16 protein-coding genes and 2 pseudogenes are annotated in these 21,106 nt (G+C 25.0%); 1 reads left to right on the top strand and 17 read right to left on the bottom strand.

What is annotated here, in order from left to right; genetic code table 11:
• Positions 1-229: 229 nt before the first annotated feature.
• The 5 genes from IC218_RS16410 to IC218_RS16430 form a co-directional block, all read right to left on the bottom strand.
• Entirely contained in the window at positions 230-796 is a 567-nt protein-coding gene (locus IC218_RS16410; protein WP_227824912.1) for a DUF4116 domain-containing protein, read from the bottom strand.
• Positions 797-1,103: 307 nt separating this feature from the next.
• Positions 1,104-2,309, bottom strand: a complete 1,206-nt coding sequence (locus IC218_RS16415; RefSeq protein ID WP_227824913.1) for a DUF4116 domain-containing protein — start codon at positions 2,307-2,309, stop codon at positions 1,104-1,106.
• A gap of 993 nt (positions 2,310-3,302) precedes the next feature.
• A complete protein-coding gene (locus IC218_RS16420; protein WP_227824914.1) occupies positions 3,303-3,896 on the bottom strand; it encodes a DUF4116 domain-containing protein in 594 nt (197 codons plus the stop codon).
• A gap of 767 nt (positions 3,897-4,663) precedes the next feature.
• Positions 4,664-5,767, bottom strand: coding sequence for a DUF4116 domain-containing protein (locus IC218_RS16425; RefSeq protein WP_227824915.1), 1,104 nt, complete (start codon positions 5,765-5,767; stop codon positions 4,664-4,666).
• 296 nt (positions 5,768-6,063) lie between these two features.
• Positions 6,064-7,725, bottom strand: coding sequence for a DUF4116 domain-containing protein (locus tag IC218_RS16430; protein ID WP_227824916.1), 1,662 nt, complete (start codon positions 7,723-7,725; stop codon positions 6,064-6,066).
• A gap of 284 nt (positions 7,726-8,009) precedes the next feature.
• On the opposite strand from IC218_RS16430, the gene IC218_RS16435 reads away from it, so the two are divergent.
• On the top strand, positions 8,010-8,705 hold the full coding sequence (locus IC218_RS16435) for a hypothetical protein (protein WP_227824917.1): 696 nt from the start codon (positions 8,010-8,012) through the stop codon (positions 8,703-8,705).
• A 392-nt stretch (positions 8,706-9,097) separates the two neighbouring features.
• On the opposite strand, the gene IC218_RS16440 is transcribed toward IC218_RS16435, so the two are convergent.
• The 12 genes and pseudogenes from IC218_RS16440 to IC218_RS16490 all read right to left on the bottom strand — a co-directional run bounded on the left by IC218_RS16440 (position 9,098) and on the right by IC218_RS16490 (position 20,828).
• Positions 9,098-10,234, bottom strand: coding sequence for an HNH endonuclease (locus IC218_RS16440; RefSeq protein WP_227824918.1), 1,137 nt, complete (start codon positions 10,232-10,234; stop codon positions 9,098-9,100).
• 507 nt (positions 10,235-10,741) lie between these two features.
• On the bottom strand, positions 10,742-11,176 hold the full coding sequence (locus IC218_RS16445) for a hypothetical protein (protein WP_227824919.1): 435 nt from the start codon (positions 11,174-11,176) through the stop codon (positions 10,742-10,744).
• Positions 11,177-11,571: 395 nt separating this feature from the next.
• Positions 11,572-11,785 (bottom strand): annotated as a pseudogene (locus tag IC218_RS22280) (hypothetical protein); the annotation flags it as partial.
• Positions 11,781-11,990, bottom strand: a complete 210-nt coding sequence (locus IC218_RS16450) for a helix-turn-helix domain-containing protein (RefSeq protein ID WP_227824920.1) — start codon at positions 11,988-11,990, stop codon at positions 11,781-11,783. The pseudogene IC218_RS22280 and the gene IC218_RS16450, both read right to left, overlap by 5 nt.
• Positions 11,991-12,128: 138 nt before the next feature.
• A complete protein-coding gene (locus IC218_RS16455; RefSeq protein ID WP_227824921.1) occupies positions 12,129-13,526 on the bottom strand; it encodes a DUF4116 domain-containing protein in 1,398 nt (465 codons plus the stop codon).
• A 207-nt stretch (positions 13,527-13,733) separates the two neighbouring features.
• Positions 13,734-14,510, bottom strand: coding sequence for a DUF4116 domain-containing protein (locus IC218_RS16460; RefSeq protein ID WP_227824922.1), 777 nt, complete (start codon positions 14,508-14,510; stop codon positions 13,734-13,736).
• Between the two features lie 216 nt (positions 14,511-14,726).
• Positions 14,727-15,500, bottom strand: a complete 774-nt coding sequence (locus IC218_RS16465; RefSeq protein ID WP_227824923.1) for a DUF4116 domain-containing protein — start codon at positions 15,498-15,500, stop codon at positions 14,727-14,729.
• 194 nt (positions 15,501-15,694) lie between these two features.
• Positions 15,695-15,952 (bottom strand): hypothetical protein, encoded by a 258-nt coding sequence (locus tag IC218_RS16470; protein WP_227824924.1) that lies wholly within the window; start codon positions 15,950-15,952, stop codon positions 15,695-15,697.
• Between the two features lie 114 nt (positions 15,953-16,066).
• The gene (locus IC218_RS16475) at positions 16,067-17,227 is read right to left on the bottom strand and encodes a DUF4116 domain-containing protein (RefSeq protein ID WP_227824925.1); all 1,161 of its coding nucleotides are present in this window, start codon (positions 17,225-17,227) and stop codon (positions 16,067-16,069) included.
• A gap of 243 nt (positions 17,228-17,470) precedes the next feature.
• Positions 17,471-17,695 (bottom strand): annotated as a pseudogene (locus IC218_RS16480) (hypothetical protein); the annotation flags it as partial.
• Between the two features lie 232 nt (positions 17,696-17,927).
• Positions 17,928-18,941, bottom strand: coding sequence for a DUF4116 domain-containing protein (locus IC218_RS16485; RefSeq protein WP_227824926.1), 1,014 nt, complete (start codon positions 18,939-18,941; stop codon positions 17,928-17,930).
• Between the two features lie 231 nt (positions 18,942-19,172).
• A complete protein-coding gene (locus IC218_RS16490) occupies positions 19,173-20,828 on the bottom strand; it encodes an AAA family ATPase (protein WP_227824927.1) in 1,656 nt (551 codons plus the stop codon).
• Positions 20,829-21,106 lie beyond the last annotated feature (278 nt).

Raw genomic sequence — 21,106 nt, forward strand, 5'->3', positions numbered from 1 at the left:
AGTTAAAAAAATAAGATATCAATTAATTTAAACATATTTTTCATTATAATTATTTATAATTTATTTTTATTAATTTTATTATAATATTTATAATTATTTATATTGATTTATAAATATAATTTTTTATTCTATATAATTTAAATAAATTCCATAAAATTTTTCAATAATCTAAAGTATATTTCTCTATAAATATTTATTTCTAACTTTAAGTTAGATTCCCATATCTTCATTATAGATTCTGTTCTTTTAACCATATATTTAGAATATCTTCTTTTACATACTCAATAGCCTCTGCACTTCGTTTTACTGCTTCTAAACATAATTTATAAGCTTGTTCCTTTGAGAATTTATCCCAATTTACATACTTAAGAGCCTTTCCATTCTTTTTCACTGCTTCAAGGCATATTTCTTCAGACTGGTCATTCATGTATTTTAGAGCCCTAACATTTTGATTTAAAGCTTCAATACATATTTCATTGTTTTGGTCTTCCACAAATATAATTGCCCACCAATTTTGTTTTACTGCTTCAAGACATATTTTTGAAGTTTTATTCTTTACATACTCAAGAGCCATCCCATTTTCTTTTACTGCTATTAAACATAATTCTTCAGTTTGTTCTTCTATAAATTTCAATCCTTTTCCAAAATTCCCAAGTGCATTTAAATATAGATTATATATTTGTTCTTTATTTAAATTAAGTTCATCTAACTTTATCTCTTGTATTAACCAACCTGAACTTTTTACAACTTTAAGACACGTTTCATAAGTTCTAAGGTCTAAATTTAATTCAATCATTTATATATCCCCTTTATAATATTTCTTAAATATTTTTTATTATAATTATACCATTTTTGTTGTTTATATAAAATATTATAAATTTGTTTCTATAGTTATATAATTAGTTTATCGTTAAGCTAATTATATAGGATTTGAAATGTCTACACTCTTTTTTAATTATCTGATAGTATAAAAAGTTTAAAAGAATTGAAGTTGATGTATAGTAAGCATTTTTTTATTTTATAAATAGCTTATTTACAGTTATTAAACCTTAACACTATGTGTAATAAAAAAGAGCTATCTAAATTAATAGATAGCTTCTTTACTATTCAAACTCTTTTAAGAAATCAACATAAACTTGTCTATGAACATTAATACCTTTCTCTAAATCAAATCCTCTACCTTCATTATAGATTCTATCAATAAAAGTCTCTTTGGTAATTTTATATTGGCAACCTATGGTAAATAACCATTTACCATTTTCTTTAATGGCTATTACTTCTCTTACTCTACCTTGTTTTTTTAAATATTTAATATCAAACTCTTCTAAATATTTTTCTTTATCTATTATATATCTAATTAAATGCCTATCTTGCTTTAGAGCTTCTCTACAAATCTTATCTATTTGTACTTCTGATAACATATGCCACTCTATATACTCAAGAGCTGAGCCATTTTGTCTAATAGCTTCGATACAAAGTGCTGGTGTTTGTTTATCTACATATCGAAGTGCCATTCCATCTTGCCTAACTGCCTCAAGACACAACTCTTCTGTTTGTTCTTTTACAAATTGAAGGGCAAATCCATTCCCTCTTACTGCTATTAAACATAATTCATATGTTTGTTCTTTTGAGAATTCATCCCATTTTACAAAATTTAAAGCCATTCCATCTCGTTTAACTGCTTCTATACAGATTGCATAACTTTGTTCTTTTAAGAATTCTCCCCACTTTACACTCATTAAAGCTATCCCATCTCGCTTAACTGCTTCTGTGCATATTTCAAGAGTTTGATTTTTTACATGATACAAAGCTAATCCATTTTCCTTTACTGCTTCTATATATAATTTATAGGCTTGTTCTTCTGATAATATATTCCAATTTACATACTTTAAGGAATTTCCATAATTTTTAATTGCTATTAAACAAAGTTCAGGAGTTTGATTTTCTATATATTCTAATGCTCCACCAAAGTTACTTACTGCTTCAAAATGTATTTTATTTACTTGCTCTTTTGATAATCTATCTATCTTTACATGTTTAAGTGCATTACCATCTTGCTTGACTGCTATTAAACATAATTCTTCGGTTTGTTCCTCTATATACTTAAGTGCTTCTCCATTTTGCTTAACTGCAATAAGATATAAATTATATATCTGTTCCTTAGTTAAATTTAGTTCATTTAATTTTGCATATTTAAGTAACAACCCTTGTCGTTTTATTGCCTCTACACACATTTCATAAGTTTGGTTTTTTGCATATTCAAATTCCCATGGTAATCTTTTTATCTCTTTTAAACTTACTTCTCTCATTTACATATCCATCCTTATATTTATTTTTATAATACTATATATCTTATTTGTTATATTATTTTTCAATTTTATTTATAATAATTATATTATTTTTATTGATTATATAAAATATTGTAAGTGTACTTACTTAGTGATATAATCAAATTATCCCAAGATTATTAATATAATACCTACTTTCTATTTTTAACTATAGATTAGGATAAAAAAGCTTATATTAGTTAAAACTACTATCTTGTGAACATTTCTTAATTTAAGGAATGAATTATTTTAACCTTAGCACTTTGTGTATTTAAATTAGTCTTTTTTTGCTATTTAGTTTTTTTGATGCAATAATTAAATTAAACCTTAACACTTTGTGTATTTGAACCACTCCACTTGTCAAAAATATAGAACTTTTATATAATTAAACCTTAACATTTTGTGTATTTAAATTTTTATATTTGTGGTATAATAAAAGCAAGAAGAACTACAATCTATTTCAAACAAGAGTAGAGTTCGTAATTTAAACAATTAGTAATTATTTAAATCTATGGAATTTGATTTTAAAATAAAGTTCCCAACCACTCTTAGCTCCAACTTTGAGTGCAGAAAAACTACCCTTGCAAGGGTAGTTTTTTACTGTTTTAATATATATAATATAGAAAAAAGAGATATATTAATTTAAATTTTTTATCAAACTACAGGTGTACTTAAATTAAATTTGTGATATAATAGAATTAATAAATCAATTTATTTTTTGAAACCACTCTTAGGTGTTTGGGTGGTAAAGAAGGTCACTCCGCCCAGGGTGGCTTTCTTATTTTTTTGCAGATATACTGATTCCTAATATATGATAATTTGAATCTGAATACTTTAAATTAGAAAGACAATTATAATAACATACATTATAAAGATAAATAGATGAATAATTTAGCTTAAGTAAGATAGCACCAGAAAAAACCACAGTAGAAGAGTAAAAGAACTATCTTAAATTAATAGATAGCTCTTTTTATATTATTCAAATTGTCCTAAAAAATCAAAATATATTTGTTTATAAATATTTACTCCTAATCTCAAATCAAATCCACCACCTGTATTATAAATATAATCTACAAACTCTTTCTTAGTAAGATCTTCTTTATAACTTATAGTAAATAACCACTCTCCATTTTCTTTTATTGCAAACACTTCACTTGCATCTCCTTGAGATTCCAAATATTTAAGGTCAAACATTTTCTCATATTTTTCTTTATCTTTAACATATTTAATCGCATATTTATTTTGTTTTAGAGCTTCTATACATATCTTAGGAGTTTGCTCTGTTACATATTCTAAAGTTAATCCATCTTCCATTACTGCTATCAAACAAAGTTCTTCTATTTGTGCTTTTGAGAAGCCCCCTTCTAATTCATCCCAATTTACATACTTAAGAGCATTTTCATTATTTTCTAAAGCAATAAGATATAAATTATACATTTGTTCCTTTGTAAAATTGTACTCATCCCATTTTATAAATTCAAGCATTAATCCATTTCTATTTAAAGCCTTCTTACATGTTTCATAATTTTGTTTTTCAACTTTTTTTAAATTTAATTCTCTACTATTCATTTATTCTTCCACCTTTTTAATTTTATTTTTATAACACTATTTTTTATTTATTATATTACTTTTAATTATATTTATAATAAATACATTATTTTTATCGTTTATATAAAATATTATAAATCAATTTATATAGTGCTATAATTAAATTATTCCAAGATAATTGATGCATCATTTGGAATGTCTACATTCTTATTTTTAACTGTTAGTTGGGATATAACCGTTTATCCTAATTGAATTTACTATATTTTAAGCATTTCTAAAATTAATAAATGACTTACTTACATCAATTAAACCTTAGCAGTATGTGTATTCAAACCACTATTTAATTAAGTTTCTTAGCTCATTCATTGCTGTTAAACCTTAATTAACACTACGTGTATTTAAACTGCATATAAAAAGCTATTTATTAATTTAAATAGCTTTTTATATTATAATTATTTATAATTTATTTTTTTAAATATTTAAAACTATTTTTAAATATTTCTAATTATTTCTAATCATTACTAATTATTTTAAATTATTTCTATGAATTTATAATTATTAAAAAATATAAATTTATATTTTTTAATATTTAGTAGAATATTAATTCACTTGTAAGTGATAAATATCTCCAGTCTCTATGAATCTTTTTAAAATAAACTCTATATTCTTTATTATATATATTTTTTATAATATCCCCATCTTTTTTAATTTTATATAATATATTATATCATTTTTATTGTTTATATAAAATAAAAGAAGCTATCTAAATTAATAGATAGCCCCTTTTATTAGTTAAGTTGTTCTAAAAAATCAACATATACCTTTCTATGAGTATTTATACCTAATCTTAAATCGAAACCTCTTCCTTCATTATAAATTCTATAAATAAACTCATCCTTAGTAATATTATTTTCATGCCCTATAGAAAATAACCACTTATTATTTTCCTTGATAGCTATTACTTCTTTTATATTTTCTTGGTTTTTTAAATATCTAATATCAAACTCTTTTAAATATTTATCCTTATTTTTTATATATTTAATTGCGGTTTTGTCTCGTTTTAGAGCTTCTCTACATACTTCATCGAACTGATTTTCAATATATTTAAGAGCTAATATATCCTTTTTAACTGCTTCAATACATATTGCTTCTGTTTTATCCTCTAAACTATTAAGCAATAAGACATCTTTTTTTATTGCTTCAATACATATTTCATCTTTTTGTTCTTTTGAGAATTTGCCTTTTAATTTATTCCACTTTATATACTTAATAGCATATCCATTTTGTCTTACTGCTTCTATACATAAGTTATATATCTGTTCTTTAGTTAAATTAAGTTCATCCCACTTTACAAATCTAAGAGATAAACCATTTTCCCCTACAGCATTAATACATATTTCTGGTGTTTGTATTTTTACGAACCTAAGAGCATATCCATTTTGTTTTACTGCTTCAAGACATAGTTCTTCTGTTTGATTTTTTATATACTCAAGAGTTAATCCGTTTTTCTTTAAAGCAATTAAGCAAAGTTCCTCTGTTTGATCTTTTACATAAAATATATAATCTCCATGTTGTTTTACTGCCATTAGGCACATTTCATTAAGCTGATTGTTTACATACTGTAAAGCTTCTCCACATTGCCTTATAGCCTCCATACATATTTCGGGAGTCTGTTTTATCACATACTTTAAAGCCCTCCCATTTTCTTTTACTGCCTCTATACATAAGTTATATATCTGCTCATCAGTTAGATTAAGTTCATCCCATCTTACATCTTTAAGCAAATATCCATTTTCCCCTATAGCATTAATACACATCTCATAACTTTGTTCTTCTGCATTTATCAAATCCCATGGATGTTTTTTCACCCAATCTAAATCTATACATTTCATTTAATCTTTCCTCTTTTCGATTATATTTTTACAATACTATTTTTTATTATATTATATTATTTTTAATTTAAATTATAATAATTATATCATTTTTATTGTTTATATAAAATATTGCAAATATGTTTATATAGTTATATAATCAACTTATTCCAAATTAAGTAATATAAATTTAATATTTTTAAGTATTAGTTGAGATAGAAAGTTTAAATTAATTAATTTAAACTTTCTATGTATTTAAAATTACTGAATTAAACATTAATATTCTGTGTAGATATCTGAATTAACATATATCTTTTTTATTCAAATTGCTTTAAGAAATCAAAATATACCTGCTTATGAGTATTTATAGCCTCATCTAAATTAAATCCTTCATCATAAGAGATATGTTCACAACACATATATTCAGGACAAATATAATCATAGCAAATATAATCTACAAACTCTTTCTTAGTAAGATCTTCTTCACATTCTATAGTAAACAACCACTTTCCATTTTCTTTTATAGCTATTACTTCTTTTGTATTTTCTTGTTCTTTTAAATATTTAATATTAAATTCTTCTAAATATTTATCCTTATCTTTTATATATTTAATTGCATGTTTATCTTGCTTTAGAGCTTCTATACATATCTCATCTGTTTGTACTTTAACATACTTTAAGGCTAACCATTCTTTTTTTACTGCATTTAAGCACATATTTTCTGTTTGTGATCTCACATATCTAAGTACTTTTTCATCATTTTTAACTGCTTCCATGCAGATTCTATCCGTTTGCTCTATTACCCAAAATAATGATCCTCCATTTTGTTTAACTGCTTTTAAACATATTTCTTCTGTTTGCTCTTTTACATCTTCAAGAGCATATCCATTTTGTTTAACTGCTTCCATACATATCTCTTCTGTTTGGTTTTCTACAAAAAATAAAGCTAATCCATCTTGTCTTACTGCCTCCATACATATTTCTGTAGTTTGTTCTTTTACATATTTAAGAAATAAGCCATTTTGTCTTACTGCCATTAGACACATCTCTTCTGTTTGGTCTTCTACAAATTCAAAAGATTCTATATCTTGTTTTAATGCTATTAAGCATATTTCTTCAGTTTGGTTTTCTACAAAAAATAAAGCCCTACCATTTTGTCTTACTGCTTCTTTACAAATTTTTTCTGTTTGATTCTTTACATATTGCAGTGACCATCCATTTTGTCTTACTGCCATTAGACACATCTCTTCTGTTTGTTCTTCAATATAACTTAAAAAATAATAATTAATTTTTATCAACTCTAAATATACTGATTTTGGATATTTTTTTATGTATTTCAAGTCTTCTTTTATATTATTTTTTATACCTTTTATATATTCTATATAAATCTCTGTAAGTTGTTCTTTTGTCAGATTAATATAAGCAATCCTACTTATAGCCATTGGATTTTGTCTAACTGCTTCTATACATAGTCTAAATGTTTTATTTTTTACAAACCCTAATGCAAATCCGTTCTCTCTTACTGCTATTAAACATATCTCTTCTGTTTGTTTTTCAACATGATTTAAATATTGTCCATCTTTTCTTACTACTTCCATCCAAACTTTCTCTGTACGATTTCTTAGTTTAATATGACTAAAAACCTCTACTCTTTGTTTAATTGCTTCTATACATAGTTTCTCAGTTTGGTTATCTACAAATCCAATTGCATATCCATTTTGTTTGACTGCTTCAATACAAATCTCTTCTGTTTGTTCTTTTACAAACTTTAAAGCTTCTCTATTCTCTTTTACAGCAATAATATATAAATTGCGTATCTGTTCATTTGTAAAATTACACTCATCCCATTTAACAAATTCAAGAGCTAATCCACTTCTACTTAAAGATTCTTTACATATTTCATAATTTTGGTTTTCAACTTTTCTCAAACTCATTGGATCTCTTTTTACTCTCTCTAAGTCATATTCATACATTTTCATTTTCGTTTCTCCCCTTAATATTCCTTAAAATTATTATATCACTTTTACTTTTCCTATCTTTCTTCAGTTCAAAATAAAACCTTTTAAAATTTATCATAAACAAATAAAATAAAACTAAATATATATAATTGATATACACATATATCAATATAATTATAATTTGAACTTACCATACTAAATAGTAATTATCTACTATCTATATTGGAAATCTTATATATATCTTTAACAACCAATTGATAAATTATATAATGTACATATAAAAATATAAGAAAGGTGAAATTAATATGAACAGTTTAGTGACAGAAAACCATGGGGAAATAATATCTTATTATGATTATCAAAATAAAGTACTTATCTCAACTATATGTATTTTAGAAGTCTATTTTTCTAAAATCACAAATAAACATTTAATACATCTAAATTGTAGGCGCAAAGAAGATGTTACTTTGGCACAATTGAGTTTGATCTATGAATCCTATTTTCATAAAAATAGTGGAATGAAAGGTATCTGTTGGGAATATTATATCTTTAATTCAATAAAAAATAAAAATTTTTACATACAAGGTTTAATTAATGAGGCAATAAACTTACTTTCTTTTGAGAATACCTTTGATAATATAGATGCTATTTTATGGGCAGGAGAAAGAACAGATTTATCTGTAGATTATATAAAAACTCTTCTTAGTAATGAGAATACTATTTGGAGTCTAAATAACCAATATAATTTTAAAAATCATATTGATTGTGTATATAATTCATTTCATCTGAAAAAACATAGACAAAACCTCCCTAACAATATAAGTGGCATATGGAAAACGGATTTATTTGTAAAAAAAGAGAATAGTAGTACTTGGTATGCCACAACAGTTAAATGGAATACAAATCAAATGAAATGCTATAATGGTCTATCTATTGGAATTTCATTCGACCCAGCAGAGAAACTTTACAATAGATACTATCTTGATATACAAAAAAAATAATTCTGGTAAAAACAGTTTTATACATTGTAAAATCCCATTCACATTTGATTTTGGTTCACTATATAACTCTGCTTTTCATTTAATGAGTGATATTTTGCTTAATTTAAATTGTTCTGATCCCTGTAAAAAAACAAGTACTTTTAGAGATGCCATACACTTTTCTGCGTTTCTTAAATACTATGAGATAAAAGAGAATACATGCATGAATATTTTAAATTATTTAAAAGGTCTCTATTGCTATAATATAAATACTAAAAAACAAGAAATACTTATAGAAACCAACAATAAATCAATAATAGAAACTAACAATACCTATATTTCCGACAATACAAATAGCAACATAATATTATTACCAAAGTAAAATGTTTTTTATTAAGAAGAAGTCTATTGGTTTAGACCTCTTCTTTTAATAGTTCTTCAAACTTTTGGTCTAAGAGCTCTTTCTTTGTAGGTATCTTCTCTTCGCATCTATTTTCCCAATTAATAACAATAACTTGTTTATTTAATACTTCACGCAATTTACATATGTCAATTTTATATGGTATTCGAACAATAAAATCGAATTCACCATAAAAAGACAAAAAAACTATTATCTCATTTTCTACGGAAAAAGCTATTATTGCATGTTTAACACCTAAATAATTGGTTCTTTGTTTTGCCTTTGGATCTACAATAGCATTTACATCTTCAACAAAATCTCCATTACCACCATTTACAATATAATTTCTAATATCATCAAATTCTTCACCTAATACTATTTCTTGTCCAACAACAGAAGCGACATAATTAAAAGCTATCTTAGCACATGTTCTATAAAATTTTTCTATATCAAATCTTATACTTTGATATGATTTCACATGTTGCGATTCTACAATTGAATCATCTTCCTTCCCTATAGAATTTTCATAAAGTTTTTTAATAAGAATTTCCATTTTATCTTTTAATTCATCGTTTATTGTTACCTCTGGATTGTGCCCTATAAACCATTTTTGCTTAATAGAGCCTCTACCTTTTTCTTGATATTCTTTGAATCCAAGCATTATTTTATTTTTAGGAATGTAACTATCTTTTATAACTGTTGTATTACTATAATCTGCTTGAAGGAATTTTTCTAATTCTTCCATTTCATTTTCGGCTTTTGGCAAAAATAATTTAGTGGAATTAGATAAAGCTCCATATTCTAAATTAAATATAATTTGTTTTATGTATTTTGGTACTCCTTTAACAATATATCCTAATGCATTATTATCATCTTCATCCAAAATAAGGTGTACTTTAGACTGAGTAGCCTTTTTAGGATTATTAATATTTCCTCTTGAACCAGGACCTATAAATTGTCTTAATATAGCTAAAAAACCCTCTCTTGTAAAATCTAATTCTAACTCCTTAGAAAATTTTTCATTTATTTCATCACTTACATATCCTTTTGGTAACGTACTTTTCCCACCTAATGAAGCTGGGAATATATGTTCTTGTTTTTTAAAGTTTGCTTCTGGCTCAGATTTTTTTGAGTATATACATACATTCATTTATAAATTCCTCCTCAATATTTCTCTCTCTATAATACATACTATCACAATACTTAATAGATTTTAAAAACTAATTAAATGTTACCTCTAAGTGTAGTGCTAAGTATTAATTCAATCAACAAACTATCTTGTGCCACTACTTCTATACACATTTCATAGATTTATTTTTTGTATATATAACAAATTCCATAGAAATCTTTTTTATTTCCACTAATTCTATTTTTTCATTTATATATCTATTCTCAATATTTTTTCATATTAATATATCTCCATATTCTAAATATAATAAATTTTCATTTAAGATATCTTATTTTTTTAGGTTTGTGGTATAATAAAAGCAAGAAGAACTACAATCTATTTTGCGGTAGAGTGAAGTTCTATAACTGAAAGTTATTTTTTAAATTTATGGAATTTGATTTAAAAATCAAATTCCCAGCCACTTTTACTCTTGCCACGAGTAGAAGAAAAGAGAGATATCTATTAATTTAGATATCTCTCTTTATGTTGTTAAAATTGTTTTAAGAAATCAAGATATATTTTCCTATGGACATTAACTCCTTTCTCTAAATCAAAACCTCCATCTGTATTATAAATTCTATATATGAATTCTTCTTTAGTAATATTGTTTTGACATCCTATAGTAAATAACCACTGACCATTTTTCTTGATAACAAATACTTCTCTTGTATTACCCTGAGCTTCTAAGTATCCAACCCCAAACTCATCTAAATATCTATCCTTGTCTTTTATATACTTAATTGAACCTCTATTCTGTTTTAGGGATTCTTTACAAACTATGTCTGTCTGCTCTGTTACAAAACGAACAATAAGCCCATTTTTTCTTACTGCTTCAAGACATCTCTCTGGGGTTTGTTTTTTTATAAACTCTAAAGCCAATCCATTATTCTTTACTGCTTCAACACATATTTTGTATGATAACATACTATTTTTTCATATTATTTATAATAACTATACTGATTTTATTGATATTTTAATTTTTTGCACTTTATTTTATATTGTTCTGTTTAATATCATACTCAATTTACATCAAACTAATTGATATTTATATTACATATTATTTTTATATGTTAGTTTAGATAAAAATACATATATTTTAAATTAATGGCTTTCTATCTTCTTAAGTTTGTGCTATAATAAATAAAAAATATAATCAATGTTGGGACAAAAAGTTACTCTTTGTGCGGGAGTGGCTTTTTGTTTTTATATACCCATTTTCAAATTTATTTAAATTTAAGTAAACTACTTTGAACTACTCCACCTTAACTACCTTTGGTAATATTTGAAGGTGGAGATTCCTATTCGATAGTACTTTTGCACTAAGCATTCATAGGCTCTAAGGGCTGTTCCATCCCCACTAATCTTAATCCTTCTTTTAGTATATTTATACTGGCATTTATATCCCTGTATTGCACTTGCTAATTTATGATTCTTAATCATATTACTCACTTTCAAATCTTCTAAACAAATTATTTGGTTTTCTCTAATTAGTTTAGTTGATATCTGATGTAGGTAATCTTTCCTTTGATTAGCGCCATTCATATTCTTTTTTAAGCGATGGAAGTTTTTTAATTAAATCATACTTTGAATATGACTCACTTTCATTTTCATATTTTTCTTTTTGAAGTGCTAACATGTGATTATACACAAACCTCGAACATCCAAAAGATTTTTCTATTATTTCTTTTTGAGTTTGATTTGGATATATTCTAAACTTAAAAGCTTTCATCTGTATCATTTCTTCACCTCCTTTAGTTTATATTAGCATATTTCAGACTTACATCTCCACCCTACTTACGTTGAGGATGGAGTATTTCGCCTGCCTTGGATAAAGAGCCATCTAAATTAATAGATAGCTCTTCTATATTAAAGTTTTTTAATTAAATTGTTCTAAGAAATTAAGATAAGTTTGTCTATGAACATTTATTCCTTTTTCTAAGTCAAATCCGCCATTGTCATTATAAATATTCTCTATAAACTCTTTTTTAGTTATCTCATAACGACACCCTATTGTAAATAACCATGTACTATATCTTTTAACTGCTATTACATCTCTTACTTTACCTTTACCTTTTAAATATCTAACTCCAAACATAGTTTCATATTTTTCTTTGTCTTTAACATATTCAATTGCATATTTATCTTGCTTTAATGCTTCCAAACAAATTGCTTCTGTCTGCTCTTTCACATACTGTAAAGTTCTCCAGTAAAATTTAACTGCCTCCATACACATTTCTTCTGTTTGCTCTCTCACATATTTAATAGCCATTCCATCTTGTTTTATAGCTCTTAAACATATTTCATCGAGCTGTTCTCTCACATACTGTAAAGCTAAGCCATTTTGAGTTACTGCTTCAAGACAAATCTCTGGAGTCTGTTTTTTTACATAGTATAAAGCCATACCATTTTGTTTAACGGCTTCCACACAGATTTTTTCGTATTGATTAAATATAAATTCTAAAACTAATCCATTTCTTCTTATAGCTTCTAAACAAATCTCTGGAGTTTGATTGTGTACAAATATTAAAGATTTTGAGCATTGTCTTACTGCTTCAAAACATATTTCTGCTGTTTGTTCTCCAACGTTTTGTAGAGACCATCCATTATTTCTTACAGCTTCAAGGCATATTTCTGGAGTTTGTTCTTTCACATAACACAAAGCAAAGCCATTTTGCCTAACTGCGATTAAACATATTTCTTCTGTTTGTTCTTCTATGTCTTGGAGAACATATCCATTTTGTTTAACAGCTTCTATATAAATATCCCTCATTTGTTCATCTGAAAGATTAAGTTCTTTTTTATTTACAAATATTAAAGCGTTTGGAACTTGTCTTACAGCTATTAAGCAAATATTTTCAATTTGCTCCTTTGATAGATTGTCCTTTAATTCATTCCACTTTACATATTCTAAAGCTAATCCATTTCGTTTTACTGCCATTGTACAAAGGTCTATAGTTTGCTTATCTATATATTTAAGGGATAAGGCATTTTCCTTTATTGCCTCTATGCACATGTCTTTTGTTGGATTATTTATATACTCTAATGCTCTGCCATCTTCTTTTACTGCAACTAAACAAATTTCTTCGATTTGCTCTTGAGTTAAATTAAGTTTATCCCACTTAAAAAATTGAATCATTAATCCATTCTTTTCAACTTTCTCTACACACATTTTATAATTTTGTCTTTTGGTATTAGTTAAATAACTTATTTGTTTATTTATATTTTTTAAGCTTTCTTTTAACATAGCCCTCTTTTCTCCTTTATATTGATTCATTTGTCTGACCCCTTCTAAAATTATTTTTATAAAACATCTTATCTATAATAAGTATACTTATTTTCTCATTTTTTCACTACTTGTTATAATAAATATACAATATTAATTGTTTATATAAAATATATTAAACTAATTTTACTTAATCATAAATATTTAATATAATAAAAAAGCCTTCTGCTAATTTAGAAGACTCTTTTATATCTAATACTATTTCTTTTTATTTCTTAAAAACTTAATAGCACGCTTAACTCTTTTTGGTGCTTCTGTATACATTTCATTTAGCTCTTCTTTTGAATATATTTCTTTTAATTCATCTAAATCTATATATTCCAAAGCATCTATATCTTGCTTTAAAGCTTCAATACATATTTCTTCAGTCTGTTTTTTAGATAATTTATTATTTAATTCTTCCCACTTTACAAACATAAGAGCTCTACTATCCTGTCTTATAGCTTCTATGCAAAGTTCATATGTTTGCTCTTTTATAAAAGTTAAGGCCCATCCTGTTTGTTTTACTGCAAGTAAACATACTTCATACGTTTTATTCTTTACATATTCAAGTGCTAATCCATTTTGTTTTACTGCTTCTATACAAATTTCATCAAGTTGTTTGTCTACATATATTAAAGAACGTCCATTCTGTTTAACTGCTTCAATACAAATCTTATACATTTGATCTTTTGAGAATTTATCTATCTTTACATGTTTAAGTGCATTACCATCTTGCTTGACTGCTATTAAACATAATTCTTCGGTTTGTTCATCTATATACTTAAGTGCTTTGCCATTTTGTTTTACTGCTTTTAAATACAAGTTATATATTTGTCTCTTATTTAAATTTAACTCCTGCCACTTTACATATCTTAATGCAGTACCATAATTCTCAACTGATCTTAAACACATTTCATAGTCCTGGTTCTCTATATACTTTAAGTTATAACCACAATGTTTAACAACCTCTAAATAGATGTCTCTCTTTTTCATTTTATACGACCTCTTTTCAACTTATATTTAATAAAACTTTTTTATTTAATATAGTTTTGTATCACTATTTTTATAAAATTATATAAGTTGATTTCTTTAGATTTGTCTATATAATATAAGCAGTATAAAAATCTTTCAACTTTAGTTAAAATGAGATCACTATCCTTTAGACTTAATAAAGAAAAAGCTACCTAAGTTAATAGATAGCTTCTTTTATTAGTTAAGTTGTTCTAAAAAATCAAAATATACCTGATTATAAGCATCTATACCTTTTTCTAAATTCAAATCATTAATAATAGAATGAATATAATCTATAAAATCTTTCCTAATCATATCTATTTCATAGTCTATAGCAAATAGCCACTGATCATTTTTATTTATAGCTATTACTTCGCTTATATCTCCTTGAGGTTCTAAATATTTTATATTAAATTCTTTTAAATATTTTTCTTTCATATCTATAAACTTAATTGCAAATCTATCCTGTTTTAAAGCTTCTCTACATATCTCATCTGTTTGATTATTTACATACTTAAGTGCATATCCAGCTTGTTTTACTGCTTCTAAACATATTTCTTCAGTCTGTTCATTCACATATTTTAAAACTCCCCCATTTTGTTTTACTGCAATTAAACACATTTCTTCTGTTTGCTCTTTTGATAAATATTCAAACTTTACATATCTTAAAGCCCATGGATTTTTTCTTACTGCTTCTATACATATTTTTTCAATCTGCTTTTCAGATAATTTATTAGTTAATTCATCCCAATTTAGATACTCAAGTGCATACCCATCTTTCTTTACTGCTTTAAGACATAGTTTATTAAGTTTCTCTTTAGACAAATTAAGGTCATCCCATACAACAAACTGTATTGCTAAACCCCATTTTTCAACTGCTACCATACACATTTCATAAGTTTGATTTTTAATTTTTTTTAAATAATAAGGATAACTTTTTACTCTTCCTAAATCTATTTCATACTGTCCCATAATATTATCTCCTTTTTTATTTCTAAGTATTTTGTATACTATATACAATATCATAAATATTCTTTATATTCAATATTTTTTTAATATTTTGTATATTTCTGTTCTAATATTTTATTTTTTATAAATAAAAATAACTTACTAAATTAATAGACAGCTATTTTTTGTTATTAAAAATCATCCTATCTTTTTTAATTTTATATTGTAAGAGCTTCGTTTCCTACATCTACTACTGATTCATCCTTATTACTTTGTACTAACCTCAATCCTATAGCCCTTTTTTTATGCAATAATTCATGTTCTAACTGTAATTCTTTTGTCATTTCAAAATTAATATTAAAAACAATTGAATTAGCTACATTTAATTTAAGACTATAACCTAAAAACTTTGAATCTTCATTCATAAATAATTTATCAGACGAGACAATTTCATTTAATTTATATTCTTTTATCAATTCTATGTCTTCTTTTTTATTATTTGATTTAAAGTTTATTTTTAATTTTTTATAATAAGAACATTTATATTTTATATAAACAACCGAACTTAATAAATTAAGCTTATCTCTAATTTAATATTTAATATCAAATTCTTTTAAATATTTTTTATTTTTTATGTATATAATTGCTCCTCTATCCTGCATTAACGCACATTTACATATCTTAGAGGTTTGTTTTCTTACATATTTCAGCAAAGTCCCATCTTGACTTACTGCCATTAAACATATCTTCTCTGTCTGCTTTTTTACATATTCTAAAGACCAAGCTTTGTTTTTAATAGCTTCTAAGCATATTTTCTTTGTTTGTCTTTTTACCATTCTTAATAAAGTCCCATTTTGTCTTACTGCCATTAAACACATCTCCTCTGTTTGATTTTCTACATATTCTAAAGACCAAGCTTTATTCTTAATAGCTTCTAAACAAATTTTCTTTGTTTGTCTTTTTACCATTCTTAATAAAGTCCCATCTTGACTTACTACAATCAAACAAATTTTCTCTGTTTGATTTTCTACATAATAAAAAGCTGATACATCTTTTTTTACTGCCTCTATACAGATTTCTTCAGTCTGTTCTCTCACGTACTCTAAAGCTCTACCATTTTGCCTTACTGCCTCTATGCATATTTCATTAAGCTGTTCTTTTGAGAATTTACCTTCTAATTCAGTCCAATTTATATAAATAAGAGACAATCCGTTTTGATTAACTGCGATTAAACATATTTCATTAAGCTGTTCTTTTGAAAATCCGTCCCCCTTTATATACTTAAGTGCTTGTCCATTCTGTTTGACTGCTTCTTTGCATATTTCTGGAGTTTGTTCTTTCACATATTTAAGGGCACCTCCACATTGTTTGACTGCTTCTACATATATTTCATTAAGCTGTTCTTTTGAGAATTTTGCCCAATTTACATACTCAAGTGCTAATCCGTTTTGTTTTACTGCCTCTAAGCATATTTCTACTGTTTGCTTTTTTACATATATTAAGGCTCTACCATTTTGTTTTACTGCCTCAAGATATATCTCATCCGTTTTATCTTCTACAAATCTAAGTGCTGAAGGATTTTGTTTTATTGCTTCTAAGCATATTTCTTTTGTTTGCTTTTTTACATATTTAAGTGCAATTCCATATCTTTTAACTGCTTCTATACACATTTCATCTGTCTGATTTTCTATGTGACTTAAATATCCTGGAACTTGCTTAATTTTTTTTAAATCTATATCCACTTGGTTCATAACACACACCTCATTTAATAATTTATATATCATAATATATATTCCTTATATAAATTATTAATAAATCAGGTATCTTTAAAATATCACACTCTCCCATATACATTATTGTTTTAATTAATTTACAATAAGTATCTTTCTTTTGTTATTTACTTAATACATATTTAAAAACTCTATTTTTACATACATAGTTTTTTATTTATAAACAATAATAAAAGCTATCTAAATCAATAGATAGCTTTTATATTAATCAAATTGTTCTAAAAAATTAAGATATACTTTTCTATGAACATTAATACCTAATCTCAAGTTAAATCCACCATTATCTGTATGGATTCTATATATGAATTTTTCTTTGGTCATTTTAAATTGACAACCTACTGTAAATAACCACTCTTCATTTTCTTTTATTGCTATTACTTCTCTTACTTTACCTTGTTTTTTTAAATATTTAATATCAAACTCTTCTAAGTCATTCCCAGTATTTATTTTTTATAAAAACTCTATCTTATACTGTAACTATAGTAAGCCTTTCTATTTTTTATAATTTTATTATCTATCCAAAATAAAAAAGATTATATATTAATTTAGATAATTATTTATAATTTATTTTTATTAATTTTATTTTTATATTTATAATTATTTTATAAAATTTATAATTATTTAAATATATAAATTTATATTTAATAAAATCAGTTTACATTTAATAAAAATCTTTTAAAAAATTAAGATATCTTTGCCTATGAACATTTATTCTTAATTTCAAGTCAAATCCACCATTAGTGTTGTATATTCTATCTACAAATTCTTCCTTTGTAATATCTCTTTGGCAAGCTATGGTAAATAACCACTTATTATTTTCCTTAATAGCTATTACTTCTCTTGTATCTCCTTGTTTTTCTAAGTATCTGATATTAAATTCTTTTAAACATTTATTTTTATCTTTTATAAACATTATTGCATGTTTATTCTGCTTTAGAGCTTCCATACAAATTGGTTCTGTTTGTTTATTTACATACTTAAGAGCTAAGGCATTTTGTCTTACTGCTTCAAGACAAATTCTCTCATTTTCTTTACTTGAAAATTTATTTTTTATCTTATTTAACTTTGCATGAAAATATTTAACTCGATTACTGGAACATTCATATAATTTTTCGTTTCTATTATTTGAAAGTTTATTCCATCTTACATACTTCAAAGCTGGTCCATAATTTTTCACCGCTTCAAGACAAATTCCTTCTGTTTGATTTTTTATATATTTTAAAAAACGACCATTTAACTTTACTATTTCTAAGTACATTATAGCCTGATCTTCTACAATACTTAAATCACATTCAGTTTTTTTTAGATATTCCAAGTAAATAGCCTTAATTTCTTTTTGCGTTAAATTAATCTCATCAAATGGCATTTCTTTAAAAATTTCTGGAGCCTCTTTTATTACTTCTATACATATCTCAAAAGTGTTTTTAGGACACCTATAGAATTTTACTACTTTATCAATAACTCTCAGCATTAAGCAATTTTCTTTCACTGCCTCCACACATATATTATTTATTTCTTCATATGATAAATTTACTTCACCCCATCTTATATCCATAAAATACAGACCATTCCTTCTCACTGCTTCTATACACATTCCATAGGTTTGTTTTTTTGCATTTTTTAAATCCCCTGGATATTTTCTTATCCAATCTAAATCTATTTCTTTTCTAAGCATATAACCATCCTTTTTGTAAATTATTATTTATACAAACAAAGTATTTTTATTTATAATAATTATATCACATTTTTATTGTTTATATAAAATATTGGAATCTTACTTATTTAATGTTATAATTAAATTGCTTAATTCTATATATATTTAAACACAAAAATCACTACTGTATTTTTATTCAAAACAAAAAAAAGAAGTACTTAATTTTAATAATTAAGTACTTCTTTTTTTTTGTTATTGTTCAAAAATCATTTCACATTCTTTATTATAAAAAGAAATTCCTACTTTTAATATATTATTTATTCCTAATGCTAATAATTCATTATCATATTTTTTATCATTTATCTGTTTTAGTGCGATTTTGGCATCTTTTAATAAGAATTCTTCTTTATCAGATTTTTTAAATTCCATTATAATTCCTAATTTAGATACATCTTTAGGTATTATAAGTAGGTCTGCCCTTCCATCTCCAGCTTCTCTATTTGACTTAATTATATAATTATCTGAAAGTAAAGCCATAATACCAATCGTAAACACATGATAATATTGTTCACTTTCATCGCCTTTTAAATCAAAATAACTAAATACTCCAGCTAATATTTCTTTAAATCCTTTCTTAAATGATTCTGTATCTCCTTTTATTAAACTTAAAACGATAGGAATATATTCTTCAATTTTCATATCAATATTAAACCATTTGATTATTTCATTCTTAAAAAAATGCAAAACTTCCTTATTGGGAATTACTAAACCAACTTGACCATAATCATATTCATTAGATATTTTTAAATATCCACTAAAATATAGTAAACTCCATGGAGAAGTTGACTCATCTGCAATATATCTAAATGCTATATTCTCATCAATAATATCTATTACTTCTTCTCCACTTATAAGTTTTTCAATACCATCCTTGTGTTTAATATTTACCAGTTCTACAACTATATCATTTGAACTGGTATTTATCCAATATGGTTTTTCAATATAATCATTATATTTAGATGCATTTTCTACATACTTCATTATTGACCATGGATTATATATTTCAGTATCTCCAAACTTATAACCATCATAATAATCCTCTAATGATTTTATATTTCTATCTATACTAAAATAATTAAGTATCTCTTCTACTTCTCCTTTAGTAAATCCAAAACAACTTTCATACCCTTTATCTCTAATTGTATATACACTTAAATTATTTAACCCTGAGAAAATACTCTCTTTTGCTACTCTAAGAACTCCAGTCATAATTACTTTTTTTACATGTATATTATCTTTTATTGAATTTGAATAAAACGCCTTCATAAAGTTTATTATTTCTTCATATATCCCCTCTGTATATGCTTTATTAACAGGAGTATCATATTCATCAATCAATAATATTGGTTTTTTACCAGTAGTTGAATGTAATATCTCAGATAGATATGCTACAGATTCAATTAAATCCGAATCCTTATTAGAATCTAATATACGTTCAAACTTTTTAGCTTTTCTTGCTGGTAACATATCTATTAAATAATCAAAACGGTCCAACTCATTTTTTATCTTCTTTACAATAAGCTCTTTTAAACTTTCTAAATCATTTATATCACAACCGTTGAAACTTATAAATATTACTGGATATTCCCCTTGCTCATTCATAATTTCTTCATATTTTGAAATCTCTAATTTTCTAAAAAGCTCCCTATTCTCTTCAGCCTCTTTATTAGAAAAAAAGTATTTAAGCATACTCATATTTAAAGTTTTCCCAAACCTTCTTGGACGAGTTATTAATATGTACTTATTATCATTCCATACTTCTTTTATAAACAAACTCTTATCAATAAAGTATGCACCACTATTTATATATTCTTTAAAGTCAGATGTTCCTATCTCAAAAAATTTCATATTTAGCACCTCTCTTATTACCTATTTTAACCTGATTTATTTTTTATTAAAAGTTTTTTTAATTTTTTTCAAAATTTTTTATACATTTAGTTATGTATTTGTCAAATACCCCTCTACGATATAAAAATCTTATTGTTACAAACAACATAACTACTAACCAGAAAAATTGCCTTACTCAAAAAACATGCACAAAAACTCAAATATATAAATCCCAAACATAAAACCACTCCCTTTTTATTTTTTTATTTAATAAAACTTTTTTATATGTATTATATATA

The sequence above is a fragment of the Clostridioides sp. ES-S-0005-03 genome, assembly GCF_020658455.1.
Classification (GTDB): Bacteria; Bacillota; Clostridia; order Peptostreptococcales; family Peptostreptococcaceae; genus Clostridioides.

What these genes read in the sequence shown, in the direction of transcription:
- IC218_RS16460 (WP_227824922.1), bottom strand. Translation starts at nt 14,510, where the DNA reads ATGAAAAAGAGAGACATCTATTTAGAGGTTGTTAAACATTGTGGTTAT.
- IC218_RS16485 (WP_227824926.1), bottom strand. Translation starts at nt 18,941, where the DNA reads ATGCTTAGAAAAGAAATAGATTTAGATTGGATAAGAAAATATCCAGGG.
- IC218_RS16410 (WP_227824912.1), bottom strand. Translation starts at nt 796, where the DNA reads ATGATTGAATTAAATTTAGACCTTAGAACTTATGAAACGTGTCTTAAA.
- IC218_RS16435 (WP_227824917.1), top strand. Translation starts at nt 8,010, where the DNA reads ATGAACAGTTTAGTGACAGAAAACCATGGGGAAATAATATCTTATTAT.
- IC218_RS16465 (WP_227824923.1), bottom strand. Translation starts at nt 15,500, where the DNA reads ATGGGACAGTATGAAATAGATTTAGGAAGAGTAAAAAGTTATCCTTAT.
- IC218_RS16440 (WP_227824918.1), bottom strand. Translation starts at nt 10,234, where the DNA reads ATGAATGTATGTATATACTCAAAAAAATCTGAGCCAGAAGCAAACTTT.
- IC218_RS16490 (WP_227824927.1), bottom strand. Translation starts at nt 20,828, where the DNA reads ATGAAATTTTTTGAGATAGGAACATCTGACTTTAAAGAATATATAAAT.
- IC218_RS16455 (WP_227824921.1), bottom strand. Translation starts at nt 13,526, where the DNA reads ATGAATCAATATAAAGGAGAAAAGAGGGCTATGTTAAAAGAAAGCTTA.
- IC218_RS16475 (WP_227824925.1), bottom strand. Translation starts at nt 17,227, where the DNA reads ATGAACCAAGTGGATATAGATTTAAAAAAAATTAAGCAAGTTCCAGGA.
- IC218_RS16425 (WP_227824915.1), bottom strand. Translation starts at nt 5,767, where the DNA reads ATGAAATGTATAGATTTAGATTGGGTGAAAAAACATCCATGGGATTTG.
- IC218_RS16445 (WP_227824919.1), bottom strand. Translation starts at nt 11,176, where the DNA reads ATGTTATCATACAAAATATGTGTTGAAGCAGTAAAGAATAATGGATTG.
- IC218_RS16450 (WP_227824920.1), bottom strand. Translation starts at nt 11,990, where the DNA reads ATGATACAGATGAAAGCTTTTAAGTTTAGAATATATCCAAATCAAACT.
- IC218_RS16430 (WP_227824916.1), bottom strand. Translation starts at nt 7,725, where the DNA reads ATGAAAATGTATGAATATGACTTAGAGAGAGTAAAAAGAGATCCAATG.
- IC218_RS16415 (WP_227824913.1), bottom strand. Translation starts at nt 2,309, where the DNA reads ATGAGAGAAGTAAGTTTAAAAGAGATAAAAAGATTACCATGGGAATTT.
- IC218_RS16420 (WP_227824914.1), bottom strand. Translation starts at nt 3,896, where the DNA reads ATGAATAGTAGAGAATTAAATTTAAAAAAAGTTGAAAAACAAAATTAT.